Genomic DNA, 21,822 nt, shown 5'->3' on the forward strand with positions numbered 1-21,822 from the left:
GTACCCCGTCACCGGAACGGCCCCCGGTCACCAGCCCGCTTCGGCCGCCGGTCCCCTCGCCCACCGGGTCCCGCGAGCCGCCCGTCCGCCCGCGCCTGCCCACCCCTGAACACCGTCCGCGGACGCCCGTCCCCGGGCCAGGGGACTCCCCGGGGTCACCCGTCCAGGCGGGGGATCTCGATGGCGGGGCAGCGGTCCATGACCATCTCCAGCCCGGCCGCGCGGGTCCGGTCGTAGGCGGCCCCGTCGACCACCCCGAGCTGGAACCAGACCGCGCGGGCGCCCTTGGCCACCGCCCCGTCGGCCACCGCGCCGGCCTGCTCGCTGTTGACGAACACGTCCACCACGTCGACGTCGAACGGGATCTCCGCCAGCGAGGCGTACCCCCGCTCGCCGTGCACCGTCTCCGCCTTGGGATGCACGGGCACGACCCGCTTGCCGAAGCGCTGGAGCACCTCCGCGACGCCGTACGCCGCGCGCTGCCGGTTGGACGACAGGCCGACGACGGCCCAGGTGTCGCCCAGCCCGGTCAGAATCCTGCGGACGGTCGCCTCATCGCCGTACACGTGCGGCCTCCTCGTATGTCGCGGACGGCACCGGTTCGTCCCGTCCCCACCCCGGACAACCGACGGCACGGTGCGGGGATTCCCGCGCGCCGTGCCCCCGGGGCGCCTACGCTCGGCACGTGCTGCGCATCATCGACGCCCGGAGCGGGGAGCCGGTTCCCGCCGCCCCCGCCCGCCGTGCCCCGACCCGCGTCATGGCCCACGTGCCGGACGGCGATCCCACCGGCCTGCGGGTGCTGCTCGTGGCGGACCTCCTGGTCCGTGCCCTGGAACTGGGCGGCACCCCCGTGTGGGCGGTGCTCCCGCCCGGCGCGCGGCCCCGCCCGGACGCGACCCGGCTGGGCGTCCGGCCCTTCGAGGACGGCGCGGACGGCGCCCCCGACGGGACCCGCACGCTCCATGTCGCGGCGGAGGGAGCCGCGCCCCCGGACGGCCCCGTCGTCGCGGTCGCCCCCGTCCGGGCGGCCGACCCGGACCCGTCGGCCGCCGCCGATCCGGACGCCCTGCGGGCGGCCCTGCTCCGACGCCACCACCACACGCCCCTGGAGCTCGGCGCGGACGCACTCGACACGGCCCGCGGCGCGCTGCTGGACCGGCGCCGGGCCGTCGCCGACTGGGCCCGCCACCCCTCGCGCCCCGTTCCGGACACCGTGCGCGAGCGGCTCCGCGCCGCCTGGAACGACGACCTGGACGCCCCCGGCGTCCTCGCCGTCCTGACCGAGACCGCCGCCGACCCCGGCCTCCCGGAGGGCGCCCGTTTCGAGATCCACGCCCACGCCGACCGCTTCCTCGGCCTCGGGCTGACCGCCGCCGTCGGCACCCCGCCGTGACCCCGCCCGACCGCGCCGTGGGGGGCCCGGCGGCGGACGCATAGGCTGGGCGGATGCAGGACGAGTACCGGACGGTCGCCCGCGCGGGCGTGCACGAGACCGAGATCAACCGCTCGCGCTTCCTCTGCGCCCTCGCCCCCGCGGCCACCGAGGAGGAGGCCCAGGCGTTCATCGCGGGGGTGCGCAGGGAGCACGCCGCCGCCACCCACAATTGCTGGGCCTACGTCATCGGCGCCGACGCCTCCGTGCAGAGGGCCAGCGACGACGGAGAGCCCGGCGGCACCGCGGGCGTCCCCATGCTCCAGATGCTGCTGCGCCGCGACATGCGGTACGTCGTCGCCGTCGTCACCCGCTACTACGGGGGCGTCAAGCTCGGCGCGGGCGGTCTGATCCGCGCCTACGGCGGCGCCGTCGGGGAGGCCCTGGACGATCTGGGCACCCTCACCCGCCGCCGGTTCCGCCTGGCCACGGTGACCGTCGACCACCAGCGGGCCGGGAAGCTCCAGAACGACCTGCGCGCCACCGGACGCACCGTGCGCAACGTCCGCTACGCCGAGGACGTCACCCTGGAGATCGGGCTGCCCGACGCCGACGTGGACGCCTTCCGCGGCTGGCTGGCGGACGCCACGGCGGGCACCGCCACGTTCGAACCGGGCGGCGAGGCGTACGGCGACGCATGAGACCCGCCGTCCCCGCGCGGCCCGCCTCCCGCCCGGAAGGTGCCGGTCGGCCCGAGGGAAACCCCGAAACGGGACGGATTCGGGCAAAGTCCCCGTGTGTGCGGGGAGAGGGCCGCGGAGGCACTAGCGTGGTCGGGGGCCGGCTCCCAGCCGGTCCGGCGGACGGACGCGGCCGACGGCGGCCGGGAGCGGTGGGGGCGGACATGCGGGGCGGAGCGTACCGGTGAGACTGCTGCACACGTCCGACTGGCATCTGGGCCGGTCGTTCCACAGGGTGAACATGCTCGAAGCCCAGGCCGGATTCATCGGCCATCTGATCGCCACCGCGCGCGAGCGCGAGGTGGACGCCGTCGTCGTCTCCGGCGACGTGTACGACCGCGCGGTGCCGCCGCTCGCCGCCGTCGAGCTGTTCGACGACGCCCTGCACCGGCTGGCCGCGCTCGGGGTGCCCACGGTGCTGATCTCCGGCAACCACGACTCCGCCCGCCGCCTCGGCGTCGGCGCCGGGCTCATCGACCGGGCCGGCATCCACCTGCGCACAGACCCGGCCGGCTGCGGCACCCCCGTCGTGCTGCGCGACCCCCACGGCGACGTCGCCCTCTACGGGCTGCCCTACCTCGAACCAGCCCTGGTGAAGGACGAGTTCGGCGTCGAACGGGCGGGGCACGAGGCGGTGCTCCGGGCCGCCATGGACCGGGTCCGCGCAGACCTCGCCACCCGGGCGCCCGGCACCCGCTCCGTCGTCCTCGCCCACGCCTTCGTCACCGGCGGAGAGACCAGCGACAGCGAACGGGACATCACCGCAGGAGGCGTCGCCTCCGTGCCCGCCTCCGTCTTCGACGGCGTCGACTACGCCGCCCTCGGCCATCTGCACGGCTCCCAGAGCGTCACCGACCGCGTCCGCTACTCCGGCTCCCCGCTGGCCTACTCCTTCTCCGAGCACCGGCAGCGCAAGAGCGTGTGGATCGTGGACCTCGGCGCCGACGGCTCCGTCACCGCCGACCGCGTCGACTGCCCCGTCCCCCGGAGGCTGGCCCGGCTGCGCGGCACCCTGGAGTCCCTGCTCACCGACCCCGCCCTGGAGCGGCACCGGCCGGACTGGGTCGAGGCCACCCTCACCGACCCGGTGCGCCCCGCCGAACCCATGGCCCGCCTCACCACCCGCTTCCCCCACACCCTCGCCCTCGTCTTCGACCCCGAACGCGCCTTTGACGACCCGGCCGTCAGCTACGCCCGGCGTCTCGCGGACCGTGACGACCAGCAGATCGCGGAGGACTTCGTGGCGCACGTCCGCGGCACCGGACCCGACGACCTCGAACGCGCCGTGCTGCGCGACGCGTTCGACGCCGTACGCGCCGACGAGACCCTGAAGGAGACGACCGGGTGAGACTGCACCGACTGGACCTCACCGCCTTCGGGCCCTTCGGCGCCACGCAGAGCGTCGACTTCGGCGCCCTGTCCTCGGCCGGGTTGTTCCTGCTGCACGGCCCCACCGGCGCCGGCAAGACCTCCGTCCTGGACGCCGTCTGCTACGCGCTCTACGGGGCGGTGCCCGGCGCCCGCCAGAACGGCCAGGGCATGACCCTGCGCAGCGACCACGCCGCCCCCGGCAGCCGCACCGAGGTCCGCCTCGACCTCACCGTCGCCGGGCGACGCCTGGAGATCACCCGGCAGCCGCCCTGGGAGCGCCCCAAGAAGCGCGGCGCGGGCACCACGGTCGACAAGGCCCAGAGCCTGCTGCGCGAGTACGACGCGACCGCCGGTACCTGGCGCGCCCTCAGCCGCTCCCACCAGGAGATCGGGGAGGAGATCACCCAACTCCTCGGCATGAGCCGGGAGCAGTTCTGCCAGGTCGTCCTGCTGCCCCAGGGCGACTTCGCCCGGTTCCTGCGCGCCGACGCCGAGGCCCGCGGCAAGCTGCTCGGCAGGCTCTTCGACACCCGCCGCTTCGCCGAGGTGGAGAAGCGGCTCGCCGAGCGCCGCCGGGCCGGTGAGGCCAGGATCCGCGAGGGCGACGCCGGACTCCTGGCCGACGCCCACCGCATGCAGCAGGCCGCCGACGGGGCCATGGAACTCCCCGAACTGGCCGCCGGGGAGCCCGGACTGGCCGAGGCGGTGCTCGCCGCGGCCGCCGTCGCCCGCACCACCGTCGCCGAACGGGTCACCCTCGCGCGGTGCCGGCTCACGGCCGCCGAGACCGACGCGGCCGACGCCGACCGGGAGGCGACGGCCGCCCGCGAACTCGACCGGCTGCAAAGGAGGTTCGCCGAGGCCGAGGAGCGCGCGGCGCGGCTCGCCGAACGGGCCGGGGAGTACGAGGCCGACCAACGGCGCCTGGAGCGGGGCCGAAAGGCCCGGGAGGTGGCCCCCGCGCTCGACCTCAGGACCCGCGCCGAGGAGGAGCACCGGCGGGCCGCCGCCGCCGAGACCGCCGCCCGCGCACCGCTCCCCGCCGACCTCGCGGACGCCGGGGCCGACGGGCTGGCCGCCGCCGCCCGCCGGACCGCCGAGGAACTCGGCGGCCTGGAGTCCGCCCGTCGTGCCGAGGCCCGTCTCACCGAACTGGCCGCGGAACGCGCGGAACTGGACCGCCAGGAGCGTGCCGACGAGGAGGCCCTGGACGAGGCGGACGCCTGGCTGGCCGACTGGGAGGAGACCCGCGCCGCGCTGCGCGCCCGTGTCGACGCCGCCCAGGAGGCGGTCACCCGCGCCGAACGGCTCGACGCCCAGCGGGAGCCCGCGAGGCGGCAGCTGACGGCCGCCCGGGAGCGCGACCGGCTCACCGCCGGGGCCGACGAGGCCCGCGTCCGGGCCCTCGGCCTGGCCGAGGACGCCACCCGCGCCCGCGAGCACTGGCTCGACCTCAAGGAGCGGCGGCTGCGCGGCGCAGCCGCCGAACTCGCCGCCCAACTCGCCGACGGCGCCCCCTGCGCGGTCTGCGGGGCGACCGAACACCCCGCCCCCGCCCGCAGGGACACCGGACACGTCGGCCGGGAGGCCGAGGAGGCCGCCCTCGCCGCCCACCAGGCCGCCGAGCGCCTCCGCGACGAGGCCGAACGGCACCGCGGCACCCTCCGTGAGGCCCTCGCCGCCGCCACCGCCGAGGCCGGCGACGCCTCCGCCGCCCACCTGGCCGAAGAGGCGGACGCACTGGAGCGGGCCCACGCGAGGGCCCGCGCCGAGGCATCCGGACTGCGTCCCGCCCAGGAGGCGCTGGCCCGGGCCGAGGCGGAGCGGGAACGGCGGACCGGGGCACGCCAGTCGGCCGCCGTCCGTACCGCCACCCGGATCGGCACCCGCGACCGGATCGACCGCGAACAGGACGCCCTGGAAAGCGAGTTGGCCGAGGCCCGGGGCACCGCCGACAGCGTCGCCGCGCGCGCCGCGAGCCTGGAGCGGCGCGCCGCCCTGCTCACCGGCGCGGCCGACGCGGTCCGCTCCGCCGCCGACGCCGCCGCACGCCTCAAGGACGCCGACGCCCGCCTCGCGCACGCCGCCTACCGGGCCGGGTTCACCACCCCGGAGGAGGCCGCCGGGGCCCTGCTGGACGACGCCGCCCACCGCGAGACCCAGCACCGCCTGGACGCCATGCGGACCGAGGAGGCCGCCGTCCGCGCGATCCGCACCGACCCGGCCACCGCCGCCGCCGCGCTCCGCCCCCCGGCCGACCCCGCCGCCGCCGAACGGGCCGCGGCCGACGCGGGCCGCCGGCTGCGCGAGGCCGCATCCGGCCACGACGCCGTCGTCCGCTCCCACACCGAGCTATGTGCCCTGTCGGAGCGGGCCGCGACCGCCGCGCGGCTCCTCGCCCCGCTGCGCGAGGAGTACGACCGGGCGGCCCGGCTCGCCGCCCTCGCGGCCGGCACCTCGGCCGACAACGACCGCCGGATGCGCCTGGAGTCCTACGTCCTGGCCGCGCGGCTGGAGCAGGTCGCCGCCGCCGCGACCGCGCGGCTGCGGCGCATGTCGGCCGGGCGCTACACCCTCGTCCACTCCGACGACCGCAGCGGACGCGGGCGCAGCGGCCTCGGACTGCACGTCGTGGACGCCTGGACCGGGCGCGAGCGGGACACGGCGACCCTGTCCGGCGGCGAGACCTTCTTCGCCTCCCTGGCCCTGGCCCTCGGCCTCGCCGACGTCGTCACCGACGAGGCGGGCGGGGTCCGGCTGGACACCCTCTTCATCGACGAGGGCTTCGGCAGCCTCGACGACCAGACTCTCGACGAGGTCCTCGACGTGCTCGACTCCCTGCGCGAACGGGACCGGAGCGTCGGCATCGTCAGCCATGTGGCCGATCTCCGGCGCCGGGTGCACGCCCGGCTGGAGGTGGTGAAGGGGCGGTCGGGTTCGACGCTGCGCCTGCACGGGACCGGCTGAGCCGCACCCACCGGGCCCACGGCGGCCCGGCCCCCGACGCCCCCCCGTGCGGCGTGCCGTCGTCGAGGCGTGCCCGTCGTGCGGCGGACGGGCCCCCGGTGGGGAGCCGCGGCGCCGGGAGCCGCGGCGCCGGGCCCGGGTCGGGCGGGGGCCGCGACCGCCGGGCCCGGGTCGGTGTCCGTCGGCACCGACCCGGGGCGGGGAGCGGACGCCGGGTCAGAGACCGGCCAGTTCGTCCACCAGGTCGTCCAGGCCCAGCGACCCCAGCGACAGCGCCGCCATGTGCCAGGACTTCGCGTCGAACGCGTCCCCGTGCCGCTCCCGGGCCTTCTCCCGGCCCAGCAGCCACGCCCGCTCGCCCAGCTTGTAGCCGATCGCCTGGCCCGGGATGGTCAGGTACCGGGTCATCTCGCTCTCCACGAAGTCCGCCGGACGGCTGCTGTGCGCGCCGAAGAACTCCTGCGCCAGCTCCGGCGTCCAGCGCTCGCCCGGGTGGAACGGCGAGTCCGCCGGGATCTCCAGCCCCACGTGCATGCCGATGTCCACGATGACCCGGGCCGCCCGCATCATCTGCGCGTCCAGGTAGCCGAGCCGCTGCTCCGCGTCGGTCAGGAAACCCAGCTCGTCCATCAGCCGCTCCGCGTAGAGCGCCCAGCCCTCCGCGTTGGCACTGACCATGCCGACCGACGCCTGGTAGCGCGAGAGGTCCTCGGCCACGTGCGCCCACTGCGCGAGCTGGAGGTGATGGCCCGGCACGCCCTCGTGGTACCAGGTGGAAACCAGGTCGTAGACCGGGAAGCGGGTCTGGCCCATCGTCGGCAGCCAGGTGCGGCCCGGACGGGAGAAGTCCTCCGACGGCGCCGTGTAGTAGGGCGCGGCGGCGCCCCCGGGCGGGGCGATGCGCGACTCCACCCGGCGCACCCGCTCCGCCAGCTCGAAGTGGGTGCCGTCCAGCGCCTCGATGGCCTGGTCCATGAGGCCCTGCAGCCACTCGCGGACCTCCTCGACGCCCTCGATGTGCCGGCCGTGCTCGTCCAGGTGCGCCAGCGCCACCCACGGGGTCTCGGCACCGGGCAGGATCTTCTCCGCCTCCTGCCGCATCTCGCCCAGCAGGCGGTGGTACTCGGCCCAGCCGTACGCGTACGCCTCGTCCAGGTCCAGGTCGGTGCCGTTGTAGTAGCGCGACCAGCGGGCGTACCGCTCGCGGCCCACCGTGTCGGGGGCGTCCCGGACGGCGGGCGCGTACACGTCCCGCATCCAGTCCCGCAGCTCGGCCACGGCGGCGCCGGCGCCCCGCGCCGCCCCGTCCAGCTCCGCGCGCAGCGCCTCGGGGCCGTCGGCCGCGAAGTCCTCGAACCAGCTCCGGCCCCCGCCCGTGTCGGCCCACTCGTCGAGCTGCTCGACGAAGGTCGCGGTCGGACGCGGGCCCGCGTGCAGGCCGCGCTCCAGGCCCAGCGCCAGCGACTCGCGGTAGCCCGCCAGCGCCGCCGGCACGCCCCGCAGGCGCTCCGCGATCCGGGACCAGTCCTCGTCGGTCCCGGCCGGTGTCACCGTGAACACCTCACGGACGTAGTGCGCGGCGGTGCCCATGTTGCCGACCGAGCGCAGCCCCTCGCCCGCCTCGTGGACCGCGATCTCGGCGGTCAGCCGCTCCCGCAGCAGCCGGGCGCAGCGGCGCTCCACGTCGCTGTCGCCGCCGGGACGCCGCTCCGCCTCGGCGAGCCGGGCCAGCGTGTCCCGGGCGAGCCGGGCGACGGCCTCCTGACCGGCGGGGGAGAGGTCGGGCAGACGGCCGGAACTCTCGGCCACACCGAGGTACGTACCGGTGACCGGGTCGAGGGCGATGAGTTCGTCGACATAGGCGTCGGCGACCTCGCGGGGCAGCGGGGTCTTGGTCTCTGACATGCGAACATCCTCGTACGGATACCGGTGCCGCGTCAGCCCGCAATCCCCCGCGCCGGGGCGGGGGCGGCCGGATTTCGCTACGGGCGTGGCCGCCCCGGACTCAGGAGGCGGCCCCGGGCGGCAGCAGCGGGCCGCACTCCCACTGCTGGAAGATCAGCCGCGTCTCGACCCGCGCCACCTCCCGCCGGGAGGTGAACTCGTCCAGCACCAGCCGCTGGAGGTCCGCCATGTCCGCCACCGCGACATGGACCAGGTAGTCGTCCGGACCGGTGAGGTGGAAGACCGTGCGGGACTCGGGGAGCGCCCGGACGCGGTCCACGAACGGCCCGACCAGCTCCCGCCGGTGCGGACGCACCTGCACCGACAGCAGCGCCTGGAGCCCGCGCCCCAGCTTCGCCGGGTCCAGCTCCAGCCGGTGGCCGAGGATCACCCCCGCCCGCCGCAGCCGTGCCACCCGGTCCAGACAGGTCGACGGGGCGACCCCGACCCGGGCGGCGAGATCCCGGTAGGTGGTCCGGGCGTCGTTCTGCAGCAGCCGCAGCAGATGCAGGTCCACCGGGTCCAGTACGACGGATTCGCCCATCCGGCGAACGTAGCACGGCAGAGAGGCTCGAAGACCCGTTCATTGTTCACCCTTCGGGCCATGGACTCTGCGAGCATGCCCACGTCACCATCCGCCGACGTACGCGCCCCCGCTCCCGGAAGCAGGGCGCTGGCCACCGAGGCGGTGCACGCCGGCCGCGACGACCTCGCCGGCCAGGGGCTGCACGCCCCGCCCATCGACCTGTCCACCACCTACCCCTCCCACGACAGCCGTGGCGAGGCCGCCCGCGTCGACGCCTTCGCCGCAACCGGCGCCGACCCGGACGGCCCGCCCGTCTACGGGCGCCTGGGCAACCCCACGGTCGCCCGCTTCGAGACCGCGCTCGCCCGGCTGGAGGGCACCGAGGCGTCGGTCGCCTTCGCCAGCGGCATGGCCGCGCTCAGCGCCGTCCTGCTGGTACGCGCCTCGATGGGGCTGCGGCACGTCGTCGCCGTGCGCCCGCTGTACGGGTGCAGCGACCACCTGCTCACCGCCGGGCTGCTCGGCTCCGAGGTCACCTGGACGGACCCGGCGGGCATCGCGGAGGCGCTGCGCCCGGACACCGGGCTGGTGATCGTCGAGTCCCCGGCCAATCCCACGCTGGCCGAGGTGGATCTGCGGGCCGTCGCCCATGCCTGCGGCTCGGTGCCGCTGCTCGTGGACAACACCTTCGCCACCCCCGTCCTCCAGCGGCCCGCCGGGGACGGCGCCCGGCTGGTCCTGCACAGCGCCACCAAGTACCTGGGCGGCCACGGCGACGTGCTCGCCGGGGTCGTGGCCTGCGACGAGGAGTTCGCCGGGCGGCTGCGGCTGGTCCGTTTCGCCACCGGCGGCGTCCTGCACCCGCTGGCGGGATACCTGCTGCTGCGCGGGCTGTCCACGTTGCCGGTACGGGTCCGGGCCGCCTCGGCCAACGCCGCCGAACTCGTCCGGCGGCTCACCGGCGACCCGCGCGTCACCCGCGTGCACTACCCGCGCGTCGGCGGCGCCATGGTCTCGTTCGAGGTGCGCGGGGACCCGCACGAGGTCATCGCCGGGGTCCGGCTGATCACCCCGGCCGTGAGCCTCGGCAGCGTCGACACCCTCATCCAGCACCCGGCGTCCATCAGCCACCGCATCGTGGACGCCGACGACCGCAGGGGGGCCGGGGTGAGCGACCGGCTGCTGCGGATGTCGGTGGGGTTGGAGGACGTCGACGACCTGTGGGCCGACCTCGACCGTGCCCTGGGGGAGCGGCCCGGTGCCGGGGCGGGGGCCGGGACGACGTCCGGCGCGGAGGCCGGGCGCGGTGCCGGGGCTCCCGGGGCGGTGGCGAGCGGAGCCCGGGGCGGCAGGGGCTGACGGCGGCGGGTGGGACCGGCCCCCGGGCGGGGACGGCCCCCGGGCGGGGACGACGGGCCCTCCGCCCCCGCCCGCCGCGTGGAGGGCGGGACCACGGCACCGGCTGCCGGTGGTGAGGCGGACCATGGGGCCGGTGGCCGGTGGCCGGTGGGCCCGGCGCCGCGCGGGGTGCTTGCGGGCGGCTCGGCGGACGGACCGCCGAGCGCCGTGGGTGCGGTGGGCGGACGGCCCGGGCGGCGGCGGCCGGGGCCCCGGCGGTACGGCGCCGCCGCGGGCCGGTCAGGGCAGCGTCCAGGCGCTGTCGGCCCGTTCCTCCGCCCTCACCGCCGGTACACCGTCCAGACGGGCGGTGATCACCAGGGTTCCTTCCTCCAGTTGGTAGTCCAGGGGGAGGCCCAGCCCGCGCATCGCCGCGACCATGCCGGTGTTGGTCGCCCGCGTCACCGCGTACACCGCGCCGCAGCCCGACTCGATGGCCAACGCCACCAGTCGGCGCAGGAGTTCGCCCCCGACGCCCCGCCGCTGCCAGTCGTCCTCGACGAGCAGGGCGATCTCCGTCTCGTCGCCGTCCCACAGCAGGTGGCCGAGGGCGACGATCCGTCCGGAGGCGGTCCGCGCGGCCAGGGTGCGGCCGTGGCGCGGGCCCAGCAGATGGTCCAGGTACCGGTCGGCGTCCCCGGCCGGACCGTGGTAGCGGCCGCGCAGCGTCTCCGGCGAGCACCGCTCGTGCATCGCCCGGGCCGCCCGCAGATCGCGGCCGTCGGCGTGCCGGACGGTGACGCCGCCGTCCTCGGGCGGCGGCACCTCCCGGCCGGGGCCACCGCGCCGGCCGAGCCGGGCGTCCAGCCCGACCAGTGCCCTCGCCCGCGCGAACTCGGTCGGCGTGAACGGGGGACGGGGCCGTTCGACGCTTATCACTCCGCCCCCGGGCGTCCGCAACCGCATCAGCGTGTCCTCCAACGTCCCCTCCTCCGGAATGCCGCCGTCCTGCCCGGTCTCGGCCCCGGGCTCCGACCGGACGGTGCAGCGGCCGAGCAACTGCCTGAGGGCGACGGGAAGTTCCGCGCCGTCCAGCGCGGTGCGCGCCGCAAGGCCCAGGACCCGGGTCGGGGCGTCCACCAGATCGTGGGTGTCGGCCCGCTCCGTCCAGGTGTCCTGGCCGCCCGCCGCCGCGACCGCCGTGGTCAGCTCGGCGCCCGAGAGCGCGGCCGGCGCGCGGAGCAGGAACTCGTCGACGGTGCCCTCGGCCAGCGGGTGCGTCTGGAGGCCGAGGATGTCGACCTCCCGTTCGGCCAGCACCGCGCACAGGGCGGCGAGTGACCCCGGGGCGTCCTCGACCGTCGTCCGCACCCGCCACAGCACCCGGTCACCGGGCGGTACGGGCGCGGAGGGCGTGAACTCCTCGTACGGGACCGGGAAGCCGGGGGCGGAGGCGTCCCGCGGGGCGTGCGCCGCTCGGGGCGCGGGGGTGCGGGCGGGGGAGGGTACGTGCGGGGGCGTCACGGAGGGAGCGGGTGGGAACGTGCGGGCGGACGGGGCGGGGAGCCCGGACGTACCCGAGCCCGAGCCCGGGGCCCGGCTCCCGCCCTGGCCCGTGACCAGGGCGGGAGCCGACTCCGGGGCGGCGCCCTGGGCCGTGCGGGGAAGCCCGCCCCCGGGGGTCCCGGGTGCGCTCCTCCGGGCGGCTCCGGGGGCGTCCTCCGCGCCGCGCGCCGCCCGGGTGCCGCCCGCCGACGTCCCGGGCAGTCCGCCCCGGCGGCCGTCGGCCGGTGGGCGGAGTTCCGGCTCGCTCACGGGGGGCGCGTTGCCCGAGCGGCGTGTCCGCCGTGTGCGCAGACCCGCCGTGGCGGCCAGGGCGATCACGGAGGCGGCGAGCATGGCGGGAACCCCGGGGCCGTGCTCGAACAACTGGGCCACGGCGTTCGTCACGTCGGACATGTCTCGACTCATGCACCTACTGTGCGGGAGGCGTGTTGCGCGATCACTAAGCCTCTGTGACCGATGGGTAAAAACCGGCCGACCCACCGCGCACCGGAGGATGACGCCGGTGCGCGGCACTTCCCCCAGCGTACGCGAGTCCTCCGGACCGACCCGGCCCGGCCGCAGGACCTGGGTGAACAGGACGGTGCCGTCCTGTTCGCGCGCCCGCACCGCCAACTCCCCGCTCTCACCGCCGATCCGTACCTCGCCGGAGGACTGGTGGCCGTCCGAGGGCGGGACGTCGGCCGCGGCGGGCGCCTTGACGAACACCCGCTCCGGCCCGAAAGTGCCGTCCAGCGCGCTCGCCGGGAACGCGCCCGCGTTCAGCGGCCCGGTGACGAACTCCAAGAAGGGCTCGAAGTCGGTGAAGGCCGCGCGAGACGGCTGATAATGCTGCGCCGAGGTGTGGTGCACGTCCGTCGTCAGCCACACCGTGCCCGTGATCCGCCGGCGCTCGATGAACCGCAGCAACTCCGCGATCTGCGGCTCCCGCCCCAGCGGCGCCCCCGGATCACCCTGGGCGACCGCCTCCACGTGCGCCCCGCCCTCTGCGGCGTCGGGCACCACCGGGCCGAGCGGCAGATCCGCCGCGATCACCTTCCACACGGCCCGCGACCGTGACAACCCGGCCTTCGGCCATTGCGGTTGCTCGCGTCCCAGGATGCCCTGCGGATCGGTCCGCCGGTCGCCCGGCGAGGTGGCGTTGCGGTAGGTGCACATGTCCAGGACGAAGACGTCCGGCAACGGCGCCCGGCGCAGCACCCGGTACATCCGCCCCTGACGCGCGCCGGAGCGGAGCCCCGGGAGCGGGAAGTACTCCCCGAACGCCCGCCGGACCCGGGACCCCAGCAGATCCACGCTCCTGACCGTGCAGCGGTCGTCCGTGTCGGCGATCCGCCGGCCCGGGTACCAGTTGTTCCGCATCTCGTGGTCGTCCCACTGGACGATCGACGGCACCTGGGCGTTGAAGGCCCTCAGACGAGTGTCCAGCAGGTTGTGGCGGAAGGCGCCGCGGTACTCGTCCGGGGTCTCGGCGACCTCGGACTTCTCCTCGGTGGTGATGTTCCGCCGGACGCCGCCGCCGGGCAGCGCCTGTGTCGCCGTGAACGGGCCGTCGGCGTACACGGTGTCGCCGCTGAACGGGAAGAAGTCCGGGTCCGGCGCGTGCATCGACGCGAAGATGCGGTATCCGCCGTGGTCCGGGCTGATGCCCCGGCCCTGCCCGGCCGGATCGCCGGACCACACGAAAAGCACCCCGTCGCGCCGCCGCGGCAAGGGCGCGAGCGGCGGCGGGAACGTCACCGCGGAACCGGGCCCGGTGGTGGGCGCCGACGATGGTGCGCGTCGTGCTCGTGGCGCTCGTCATGCGGGGGTGGTTTCTCCGTCGGCGGTGAGGTGGGTGGTGATGCGCTGCTGGTTCTGGACGAGACGCAGGCAGAGGTGGCGGAGCTGGTGGAGTTCGGTGTCGGTGAATCCGTCGAACAGCGCCGCCATCGCCTTCTGCGTCGGTGTCCGGAAGTCGTTCAGCCACGCCAGGCCGGCGGGGGTGATGCGGGCGACGACGGACCTGCGGTCCTCGGGGTCGGGGGCGCGCCGTACGAGTCCCTGGCATTCGAGCGTGTCGACCAGGCCGGTGGCGTTGCGGGCGGTCATGCCACCGGAGCGCGCGAGGTCGCCGGGACGCGCGCCGGCCGCCCCGAGAGCGCGCAGCCGGATCAGGACGTCGACGGCTCCGGCGCTGAGTCCCCGGCCTTCCGAGCCATGGGCGCGGAGCCGCTCGACGGACCGGTGCGCGGCACGCGCGGCGGCCGCCGCCTCCAGACGGAGAGTGTCGTCTCCTGCCGTGAACTCGGCCATCGATGCGCGGGCTTGGGAATCATGGAGCAGTCCGTCCGCGTCACGGACGAGCTCAACGGAATTAGTTACGTGCTTCATAATGAAGTAATACCGAGTCTCTTGGGTCCGGGTCAAGAGGGAAGATGTACTCGGGGATGGTGTCCGGGGGCGGAGCCCGTCCTCGGGTGGCCGACGCCTTCCCCGGTCGGGGCAAGAGGAAGCCGGCCCGGAGGGCAACGGTGCACATGGGCGCGGCTGTCGGGGGTGTGCTTGCTTGCGCGTGCCGTCCCGCCCTGCCGCCTGCCTCCCCGGGGGTTGGGCGAATCGTTGTGACGGGGCGTGGCCCGGATGGTGCGCCGGGCAGCGGCGGCCCGGCGCGTGCGCGGGGGCGGAGCCGGGTCGCCGGAGCCGGACGGCGCGAGGCCGGGAGGGGGAGAGCGTCCGGTCGGCCCCGGCGGGCCGCGCCTTCCGTCAGGCGTCCCCGTCGCGCACGGCCCGCGCCATCTCCCGTACTCCCGAGCGGATGAGTGCCGGGGACCGGTGCGCGTACCCCAGCACCAGCCGCGTCCGCCCGTCGGAGCCGCCCGGGTCGTTGGAGCGGCCGGGGGCTCGCGCTCCGGCCGAGTCCGGGTGGGCGTACGACGACAGCGGGCGGACCGCGATCCCGGCGGCGGCAGCCCGCGTCAGGAACCGCCCCTCGGGGCCCCAGCGCTCGGGAAACGTCGCGATGGCGTGCAGCCCCGCGGCGATCCCGGAGACCTCCGTGCCGGGGAAGTGCTCCTCCAGCGCCCCGGCGAGCGCGTCGCGCCGCTCCCGGTAGGCGCGCTTGCAGCGGCGCAACTGCCGGTCGTAGTCCCCGCGTTCCACGAACCGTGCGAACACCGCCTGGTCCAGCGAGGGATGACCGAGGTCCATGGTCCGCTTGCGTTCCACGACGGCCTCCGCCAGCGAATCCGGCACCAGCAGCCAGCCGAGACGCAGGCCGGGTGCCAGGGACTTGCTGACCGAACCGGTGTAGGCGACGTGCTCCGGGTCGAGCCCTTGGAGGGCGCCCACCGGGGAACGGTCGTAGCGGAAGTCGCCGTCGTAGTCGTCCTCCAGCACGACGCCGTCCACCGACCGTGCCCAGTCGAGGAGTTGGGCCCGGCGCCGGGCGGAGTAGGCGATGCCGGTGGGAAACTGGTGGGCGGGTGTCGTCACCACGGCCCGTACCCCCGAGTCCAGCAGCGGGCCGAGGGCGAGTCCCTCCGCGTCCAGCGGCAGCGGCATGGCGCGCACCCCCGCCGCCGCGTAGAGCGAGACGTGCTGCGGGCTGCCGGGGTCCTCCACCCCGACGACGGTCGTGCCTCGCCCGTACAGCACGCTGCCGAGCAGGGCCGACGCCTGGGCCACCCCGGACACCACCACGACGCGCTCCGGATCCGCCACCACGCCCCGGCGCCGCGAGAGGAGCCCGGCCAGGGCCGTGCGCAGCCGGGGCAGCCCCCGGGGGTCGGGATAGCCGAGGTCGTCGTGCGGCAGCTCCGCCAGCACGTCGCGCTGCGCCGCGACCCACGCCGAACGGGGGAACAGCGACAGGTCCGGGGTCCCCGGCACGAAGTCGCCCGCGGTGCCCGGGGTGCGCGGGGCGAGGTCACGCACCGGGGGCGGTGCGGCGGCGCGTACCGCGTCACCCACCCACGTACCGGCACCCCGCCCACTGCGCAGATACCCCTCGGCGGTCAACTGCTCGTACGCCTCCGTCACCAGTCCGCGAGAGACGCCCAGGTCGGCGGCGAGATCCCGGCTGGACGGCAGCCGGGTGCCGGACGCCAGCCGGCCCGCGCGCACCGCCTCCCGCAGCGCCTCCCTGAGCGCGCGGCCCCGCGAGCGCGCGGGCGCGGAGGCGGCGGGCAGCAGCAGTTCCCAGGCGGGCGCGGGTCCGGGGTGAGGCGCGGCAGCCGTCGGTGCCGGGCGCGTCATCGGCGCCGGGGGCGCCGGGGGTGCTGAAGGTGCCGGAGGCTGTTCGGGAGCGCGCGGCTCGTCCGGGTCCGGCATCATCCGCGAGGTCCCCCGAAGTTCGGAGCGGCACGATTCCACCGCCCCACCCTAGAGACCCGGAGCGGAGCCGGGCCTCCGGCCGGGTGGTGGAAGCCTGCCGGGGGTGGCGGGGCCGCCGTCCGGCGGGTCCTGCGGCCCCGGTCCGGGCCGGGTTCCGGGGCGGGCGCCGCGTCGTGGACCGCGTGGACATCCCCGTCCGTCCCCTCGCGCGGGCCCGCGCCGCGGTCAAGACCCCGACGCTCTCTCCCCGGTCGCCCCTACGGGGCTCCGGCCGCACGGAGCGCGCCGTCCGCCGGGGCTCCGGCGTCCTGTGCCCGGCTGCCGTCCAGGATGACGCGGGAGACCAGCGCCGGGTCGTCGCTCATCGGGACATGGCCGCAGCCGGGCAGCCGCACCAGCCGGGCGAGCGGCATGATCCGCTTGGCGCGCACCCCCTGTCGGGGCGGCAGCACCCGGTCCCGGGCGCCCCACGCCACCGTGACCGGAACGTCCCGCACGTCGTCGGTGAACAGTGTGTGCCGCCCCGCCCGCAGCGTCTCGAAGAACCCCTCGGTGTGGGCCAGCGCCAGCGTGTCCGCCACCACCGCGTCGGCGGAACGGCGGCCCGGCCGGGCGTGGACGGTGGAGGTGAGGACCACGCGCCCGGCCACCGTCCGGGACAGCCTCTCGACCAGGGGGAGGGGCACCCGCTCGGCGATCCTCCGCATCCCGGTCAGGAGGCCCGCTGCGTAGCGCCACTCGGCGGGTGTCCAGAATCCGCCCGGGGACAGGGCCGTGACGGACCGGGCGGCACCGTCCCGGCCGAGTGTCAGGGCCAGCAGCCCGCCCAGTGAATTGCCGGCCACATGCGGGCGGTCCAGTTCCAGCGCCTCGCAGAACGCCCGGAGCACCGCGACCGTCGTCGGCAGGTCGTACGGCAGCCCGTGGGGCAGGGCGGGCGACCCGCCGCATCCCGGCAGGTCAACCGCGATCACTTCGCGCTCGGTGGCGAGGATGTCGGCCACCGGGTCCCACGCCTGGCGGTGGTGGCCTATGCCGTGCAGCAGGAGCAGCGGCTCACCGGCGCCACGGCGGGTGTACGCCAGTGCGACGTCGCGCGGGCCGTGTCGGGTCGGAACCACGAACGAAACAGTGGTGGAATAGGGCATGGCGCTCCTTGCCGGTACGCGCTGACGCTGACGACTGCTGTGCGGAACAGGGTGTCAGCAGGGGCTACCGATCGGTAGCCCTCATGTCCCGCGTCACCGGTTCCGGGGGCCCGTTCGGGATGGTGACACCCGGGCGGCCCCGTGCGAACAGCCCGTGAACGCTTCATCGCATGGCGCCGATATGGAGCCGAACCGGTCCAGGATTGGTCTTGACCAAGGGTGTGGTGCGCTTTATCGTCGCAGATAAGTGCAACAACCTTTAATAAAGAAGGGCGCCAAATGGGCGCCGAAGCAGGGCGATTGCGGAGGACAGGGTGGGGACCACGCAGTTGGAAGCGGTCGCGGAGCCGAAGTACTGGCATCTGCGAACCGTGCTGACAGAGGCACTGGAGTCGGAGTTCTCGGTGGGCGAGATCCTGCCCAACGAACGCGACCTCGCCGCACGCTACGGTGTCGCTCGCGCCACCCTCCGCCAGGCCCTGGAGCAGCTCGAACTAGAGGGCAGGCTCCAGCGCCGCCGCGGTGTCGGCACGACCGTCGCCCCGCCGCGCGTGGGCGTGGCGGTCGGCAGCGAGCAGCACGCCTGGCCGGGCATGCCCGGTGACGGCTGGGAACCGGCGGACTCCGAGCTCGCGGTGCCGCCCGCCCACGTCGCCGCCGCGCTGGACATCGACGGGAGCGCGCTCGTCCACACCGTCCGCCGCTTCCGGGTCTCGCACGGCCAGCCCGTCGCGGTGGAGGTGCTGTACATCCCGTCGCCGTCCGTGCCCGAGCTCTCGGCCATCGACGCGCCGTCCGGACCGGTCCGCGCCCGGGCCGTCCTGCGCGAACTGCACCGCCTGGCCCTGGAACGCCAGGAGAACGCGGTCGAGTTGGGCTCCGCCGGCGCCGATGACGCGAAGGCCCTGGACCGGCTGCCGGGTGCGCCCGTCCTCATGGTCACCACCCGGTACCTGACCGCCGGCCGCACCGCCGCACTCTCCGTCGCCACCTACCGTGCCGACACCTGCCGGCTGACCTTCGGGGAGTCGGGCGGCCTGGAGATCCACCACGGCCCGGAGGCCCGCGCGTCCTGAGCTCGCGCGGACCGACACCCGCCCGGATTGGCCCCTCGGGGAATCGCACGGCCCGGAGAACACCACGGCCCACGTCCACGCGTCCTGAGCTCGCGCGGACCGCTCGGCCCGGCAGCCCTCCGGCTCCCTCGACCCACCCGGCTCCCGGCTCCGGAACCCCGGGGCCGGGGAAGAGCCCGACCGGTCCGGTGACCGGCCCCGGCACGTACGTCATTTCGTACTCCGGCTTGGCGTACTCCCGGCCCTTGTGCGGGGGCATCCCTCCTCCGAGGGGTGCCCCGCACGCATGTGCCGGGTGCCCCACACGTGTTTCGCCCGCTGCCGGACCTGCTCCGTCTTCCTCCACCGCTCGGCGCGTTCCCCCTGCCGTGCCCGTCGTCCCTTGGCGCAGGTCGGTGCCGTCCTGCCTCGGCGGCTCCCTCCGTACGTACCGGCCGCGTCCGTGCGGGAAGGGGCGGGGGAGCCTGGGTAGGCGGGTAGGCGGGCGACTGGGCGAGTGGGACGACGGCGCGTGCTGCCGTCAGCTCCGGGCCCCCGTCTTCTCTCGGTGGCCCACACATGCCTGTCGGGGCGCCCTACGCCGGTCTCCTCCCCGGGTGGCCGCTCCGGCCGGGCGAGAATGCGGGTGAGAGCAGCGAGGTGCCGGACGTTCGCTCCGGCCCCTGCGATTCCCCTGCGCTTCCCCTGGGTGGCCCCCGCAGAGCCCGGCAGGGGCCCCTGAGCCGTTCCGCCCGCACCGTTGGTGTTCGGGGGCCGGGGATGCTCCACGGCGGCTCCGTGGCCCTTCTGCGCGATTCCTGAACAGACCCCGGTTCGGCCCGTGACCACCGCCGCGCCGTGCGCTGTCCCGCCTCATCCCGGCAGGGGTGCCGTGGCGTACTTCCCTCCGCGCCGACGGCGTCTCGACCGGTGCCGCCCCGTGGAGCCAGGGATCGCTCTCGGCTCCCGAACCGAACCGGCGCATCAACCATCCCCGCACCGGCTCCGCACCACCCCCCGCACCGGCCTGCTTCGCTCCTGGGCCGAGGCGCGCCGGGTCCGGAACCAGTCGAGCGTCCGCTCCCGGAGGGAGGCCACTCAGGCCGTGCGGCTCGGCTCCGCGTGGGCGGGGACCGGGAGAGGGCCGGTGGAGCGGCCGTGACCGGCCCCGGCGTGGTGCCATGGCCAAGTTGCCACCCATACCCTGCACGGTCCTACCAGTACCCATGCCGGGCCTGAGGTCCTGTGTCACCCCCCCGAAGCGGGACTCGCGATGCCTGGGCCAAGCCGCGCACCAGTCCCCTCACGGGTGGGGGCCGCCCCCGTCGCGGACCGGCGGCCTCTCGACACCCACACGACCCCATCCCGACCGGACATGGCTCCGTCTCGGTAACCGTCCCGCCGTGGTCCCGTCGCAGCTCGGCGCAGGTGCCGTGTCGCCGGCGAGATGAGTGGCGAGCGGCGTGCACCGGGCCACCGGCCCGGCAGCGCTGCCGGGCCTGGCAGCGGTGTCGGGCCGGCACACCGCCTCGGCTCCGGCGCCCGTCGCTCAGCGCCGGGCCGTCGCTCCTCCCACCGCGAACAACTGCTCCTCGACATGGTCCAGGGCCAGCCGCAGCGCCCCGGTCGCCACCGCCGCCTCCCCGAGCATCGACAGGGTGACCCGTGGCGGACGCAGGCAGAAACGCGCCAGCTCCTCCCGCAACGGCCCCAGTACTCCGTCCAGACCCGCTGCCCAGCCGCCCACGACGACCAGCTCGGGGTCGAGTGCCAGCACCAGCGCCGCCACATCGTGCACCAGACGCTGCAGGAAGCGCTCCACGGCCGCCTGAGCCCTCTGGTCGCCCCCACGGGCGTCCTTGAACACCTGGGCCACCGCCTGCTCGTCCAGCGGATGGAGCGGCTCGTCCGTGGTGGACAGCAGTGTCTCCGGCGTCACCCCCCGTCCCAGCAGGTGCAGCGCCCCGATCTCGCCGGCCGCCCCGCCGTACCCCCGGTGCAGCCGTCCGCCGATCAGCGCCCCGGCGCCCGGACTCAGCCCGGCCAGCACGAACACCACGTCGTTGGACTCGGTGGCCGCGCCCTTCCAGTGCTCGGCGACCGCCGCCGCGTTGGCGTCGTTCTCCACCAGCACCGGGCACTTGAAGGAACGGCTCAGCCGCTCACCCAAGGGCAGCCCCGACCACTCGGGCAGCGCGGTGCTCAACCGCACCATGCCGTCCGCCTCGACGATGCCGGGCGTCGCCGCCCCCACCGCGCGCAACGAACCCCTCGGCACACCCGCCCGGCGCAGCAGCTCCGCGACCGCCGTGCGCAGCCGCTCCAGCCGCTCGTCGGCCGTGGCCGTCACATCGACCTCCTTGGCCTGCGCGCCGATCACCCGCCCGTCCAGCCCGGACAGCAGCGCGGCCACCCGGTGCGGGCCGATCTCCAGACCCAGCAGATGCCCCGCCTCCGCCCGGAAGCGGAACCGTCGCGCGGGCCGTCCCTGCCTCCGGGCCGTGCCCTCGTCGGGCGCCGTCTCCACCACGAGGCCGGATTCGATCAGCCCCTCGACGACCCCCTCGACGGTCGGCCGCGACAGACCCGTCACCCGGGTGATCTCGGTGAGCGTCGCACAGTCCGTGGTCCGCAAGGCGTGCAGCACCACGGCGGAATTGATCCTTCGCAGCAACGACGGATCTCCGCCGGTCAGCCCTCCCAACGTCCGTCCTCCCAGCTCGTGCGCGTGTTGGCCGGATGGTACTCGTCCCGCACCACCCCGGCGAGTGCCGGACCGGCCGTGCTGCGGGTACCCCGCCTGCCTCATCCCGGTGAAACGAATCCCGACTCGTAGGCGGCGATGACCGCCTGGGTGCGGTCCCGGGCCCCCAACTTGGCCAGAACCGAACTCACATGGGACTTCACCGTCTCCGCGCCGACCACCAGCCGGGAGGCGATCTCCGCATTCGACAACCCGCGTGCCATCAGCCGCAGAACCTCACCCTCCCGCTCCGTCAGACGCGCCCGCTCCAGCCGTGCACGGGCCGCCCGATTGCCCCCGCCCTCGCCGTACTCCGCGGCCAGTCGCCGTACCGAGGCGGGGAACAGCAGCGACTCGCCCTCCGCGACCAGCCGTACCGCGTGCACGATCTCGGTCGGCCGGGCACGCTTCAGCAGAAACCCGTCGGCCCCCGCACGCAGTGCCTCGTACACATACTCGTCGTTCTCGAAGGTCGTCACCACAAGAATCTTCGGCGGCTCGGGAACCGTCCGCAGCAGCGCGCGGGTCGCCTCGATCCCGTCCATCAGGGGCATGCGCACATCCATGGCCACCACATCGGGTCGCTTCTGCCGCACCAGGGGAATGACCGCCGCCCCGTCCGCCGCCTCACCGACGACCTCCATGTCCGGCTGTGCCTCCAGCACCGCTCGCAGACCAGCGCGGACGAGGGGCTCGTCGTCGACGAGAAGTACGGTGACCGGCATCCGGTCAGCGTAG

14 protein-coding genes and 2 pseudogenes are annotated in these 21,822 nt (G+C 75.6%); 6 read left to right on the forward strand and 10 right to left on the reverse strand.

Going from position 1 to position 21,822, the window contains the following annotated elements:
• Positions 1-155: 155 nt before the first annotated feature.
• The gene (locus GTY84_RS14835; RefSeq protein WP_161226730.1) at positions 156-566 is read right to left on the reverse strand and encodes a CoA-binding protein; all 411 of its coding nucleotides are present in this window, start codon (positions 564-566) and stop codon (positions 156-158) included.
• Positions 567-685: 119 nt separating this feature from the next.
• Here GTY84_RS14835 and GTY84_RS14840 point away from each other — a divergent pair, with 119 nt between their 5' ends.
• The 4 genes from GTY84_RS14840 to GTY84_RS14855 all read left to right on the forward strand — a co-directional run bounded on the left by GTY84_RS14840 (position 686) and on the right by GTY84_RS14855 (position 6,453).
• Positions 686-1,396: a hypothetical protein gene (locus tag GTY84_RS14840; RefSeq protein ID WP_161226731.1), complete on the forward strand. Its 711-nt coding sequence runs from the start codon at positions 686-688 to the stop codon at positions 1,394-1,396.
• Between the two features lie 53 nt (positions 1,397-1,449).
• A complete protein-coding gene (locus GTY84_RS14845) occupies positions 1,450-2,076 on the forward strand; it encodes a YigZ family protein (protein ID WP_161226732.1) in 627 nt (208 codons plus the stop codon).
• Between the two features lie 223 nt (positions 2,077-2,299).
• Entirely contained in the window at positions 2,300-3,463 is a 1,164-nt protein-coding gene (locus GTY84_RS14850; protein ID WP_161226733.1) for an exonuclease SbcCD subunit D, read from the forward strand.
• The gene (locus GTY84_RS14855; RefSeq protein WP_161226734.1) at positions 3,460-6,453 is read left to right on the forward strand and encodes an SMC family ATPase; all 2,994 of its coding nucleotides are present in this window, start codon (positions 3,460-3,462) and stop codon (positions 6,451-6,453) included. Before GTY84_RS14850 ends, GTY84_RS14855 begins: the two co-directional genes overlap by 4 nt.
• A gap of 216 nt (positions 6,454-6,669) precedes the next feature.
• Here the strand turns inward: GTY84_RS14855 and GTY84_RS14860 are convergent, their stop codons facing one another.
• Together GTY84_RS14860 and GTY84_RS14865 are read right to left on the reverse strand one after the other, a co-directional pair.
• Complete coding sequence (locus GTY84_RS14860; protein ID WP_161226735.1) at positions 6,670-8,358, reverse strand: DUF885 domain-containing protein; 1,689 nt, start codon at positions 8,356-8,358, stop codon at positions 6,670-6,672.
• A 100-nt stretch (positions 8,359-8,458) separates the two neighbouring features.
• Positions 8,459-8,941: an Lrp/AsnC family transcriptional regulator gene (locus tag GTY84_RS14865; RefSeq protein ID WP_161226736.1), complete on the reverse strand. Its 483-nt coding sequence runs from the start codon at positions 8,939-8,941 to the stop codon at positions 8,459-8,461.
• A gap of 60 nt (positions 8,942-9,001) precedes the next feature.
• Here GTY84_RS14865 and GTY84_RS14870 point away from each other — a divergent pair, with 60 nt between their 5' ends.
• Positions 9,002-10,282: a PLP-dependent transferase gene (locus tag GTY84_RS14870; protein ID WP_161226737.1), complete on the forward strand. Its 1,281-nt coding sequence runs from the start codon at positions 9,002-9,004 to the stop codon at positions 10,280-10,282.
• Between the two features lie 279 nt (positions 10,283-10,561).
• On the opposite strand, the pseudogene GTY84_RS14875 reads toward GTY84_RS14870, so the two are convergent.
• The 5 genes and pseudogenes from GTY84_RS14875 to GTY84_RS14895 all read right to left on the reverse strand — a co-directional run.
• Positions 10,562-11,644: pseudogene (locus tag GTY84_RS14875) on the reverse strand (GNAT family N-acetyltransferase); the annotation flags it as partial.
• A gap of 723 nt (positions 11,645-12,367) precedes the next feature.
• Positions 12,368-13,531: pseudogene (locus GTY84_RS14880) on the reverse strand (alkaline phosphatase D family protein); the annotation flags it as partial.
• Positions 13,532-13,624: 93 nt separating this feature from the next.
• Positions 13,625-14,119, reverse strand: a complete 495-nt coding sequence (locus tag GTY84_RS14885) for a MarR family transcriptional regulator (RefSeq protein ID WP_237532280.1) — start codon at positions 14,117-14,119, stop codon at positions 13,625-13,627.
• A 450-nt stretch (positions 14,120-14,569) separates the two neighbouring features.
• Positions 14,570-16,060, reverse strand: coding sequence for a PLP-dependent aminotransferase family protein (locus GTY84_RS14890; protein ID WP_161226739.1), 1,491 nt, complete (start codon positions 16,058-16,060; stop codon positions 14,570-14,572).
• 335 nt (positions 16,061-16,395) lie between these two features.
• Complete coding sequence (locus GTY84_RS14895) at positions 16,396-17,286, reverse strand: alpha/beta fold hydrolase (protein WP_161226740.1); 891 nt, start codon at positions 17,284-17,286, stop codon at positions 16,396-16,398.
• Between the two features lie 314 nt (positions 17,287-17,600).
• Between GTY84_RS14895 and GTY84_RS14900 the strand changes: the two genes are divergently transcribed.
• Positions 17,601-18,362, forward strand: a complete 762-nt coding sequence (locus GTY84_RS14900) for a GntR family transcriptional regulator (protein WP_161226741.1) — start codon at positions 17,601-17,603, stop codon at positions 18,360-18,362.
• Between the two features lie 1,528 nt (positions 18,363-19,890).
• Here the strand turns inward: GTY84_RS14900 and GTY84_RS14905 are convergent.
• Both GTY84_RS14905 and GTY84_RS14910 read right to left on the reverse strand, forming a co-directional pair.
• Positions 19,891-21,045, reverse strand: a complete 1,155-nt coding sequence (locus GTY84_RS14905) for an ROK family transcriptional regulator (RefSeq protein WP_161226742.1) — start codon at positions 21,043-21,045, stop codon at positions 19,891-19,893.
• A gap of 101 nt (positions 21,046-21,146) precedes the next feature.
• Positions 21,147-21,809, reverse strand: a complete 663-nt coding sequence (locus GTY84_RS14910) for a response regulator transcription factor (protein ID WP_161226743.1) — start codon at positions 21,807-21,809, stop codon at positions 21,147-21,149.
• Positions 21,810-21,822 lie beyond the last annotated feature (13 nt).

Origin of the sequence: Streptomyces sp. SID8352 (assembly GCF_009862265.1) — a bacterium.
Taxonomy (GTDB): Bacteria; Actinomycetota; Actinomycetes; order Streptomycetales; family Streptomycetaceae; genus Streptomyces.

What these genes read in the sequence shown, in the direction of transcription:
- GTY84_RS14845 (WP_161226732.1), top strand. Translation starts at nt 1,450, where the DNA reads ATGCAGGACGAGTACCGGACGGTCGCCCGCGCGGGCGTGCACGAGACC.
- GTY84_RS14860 (WP_161226735.1), bottom strand. Translation starts at nt 8,358, where the DNA reads ATGTCAGAGACCAAGACCCCGCTGCCCCGCGAGGTCGCCGACGCCTAT.
- GTY84_RS14865 (WP_161226736.1), bottom strand. Translation starts at nt 8,941, where the DNA reads ATGGGCGAATCCGTCGTACTGGACCCGGTGGACCTGCATCTGCTGCGG.
- GTY84_RS14870 (WP_161226737.1), top strand. Translation starts at nt 9,002, where the DNA reads ATGGACTCTGCGAGCATGCCCACGTCACCATCCGCCGACGTACGCGCC.
- GTY84_RS14885 (WP_237532280.1), bottom strand. Translation starts at nt 14,119, where the DNA reads ATGGCCGAGTTCACGGCAGGAGACGACACTCTCCGTCTGGAGGCGGCG.
- GTY84_RS14890 (WP_161226739.1), bottom strand. Translation starts at nt 16,060, where the DNA reads ATGACGCGCCCGGCACCGACGGCTGCCGCGCCTCACCCCGGACCCGCG.
- GTY84_RS14895 (WP_161226740.1), bottom strand. Translation starts at nt 17,286, where the DNA reads ATGCCCTATTCCACCACTGTTTCGTTCGTGGTTCCGACCCGACACGGC.
- GTY84_RS14910 (WP_161226743.1), bottom strand. Translation starts at nt 21,809, where the DNA reads ATGCCGGTCACCGTACTTCTCGTCGACGACGAGCCCCTCGTCCGCGCT.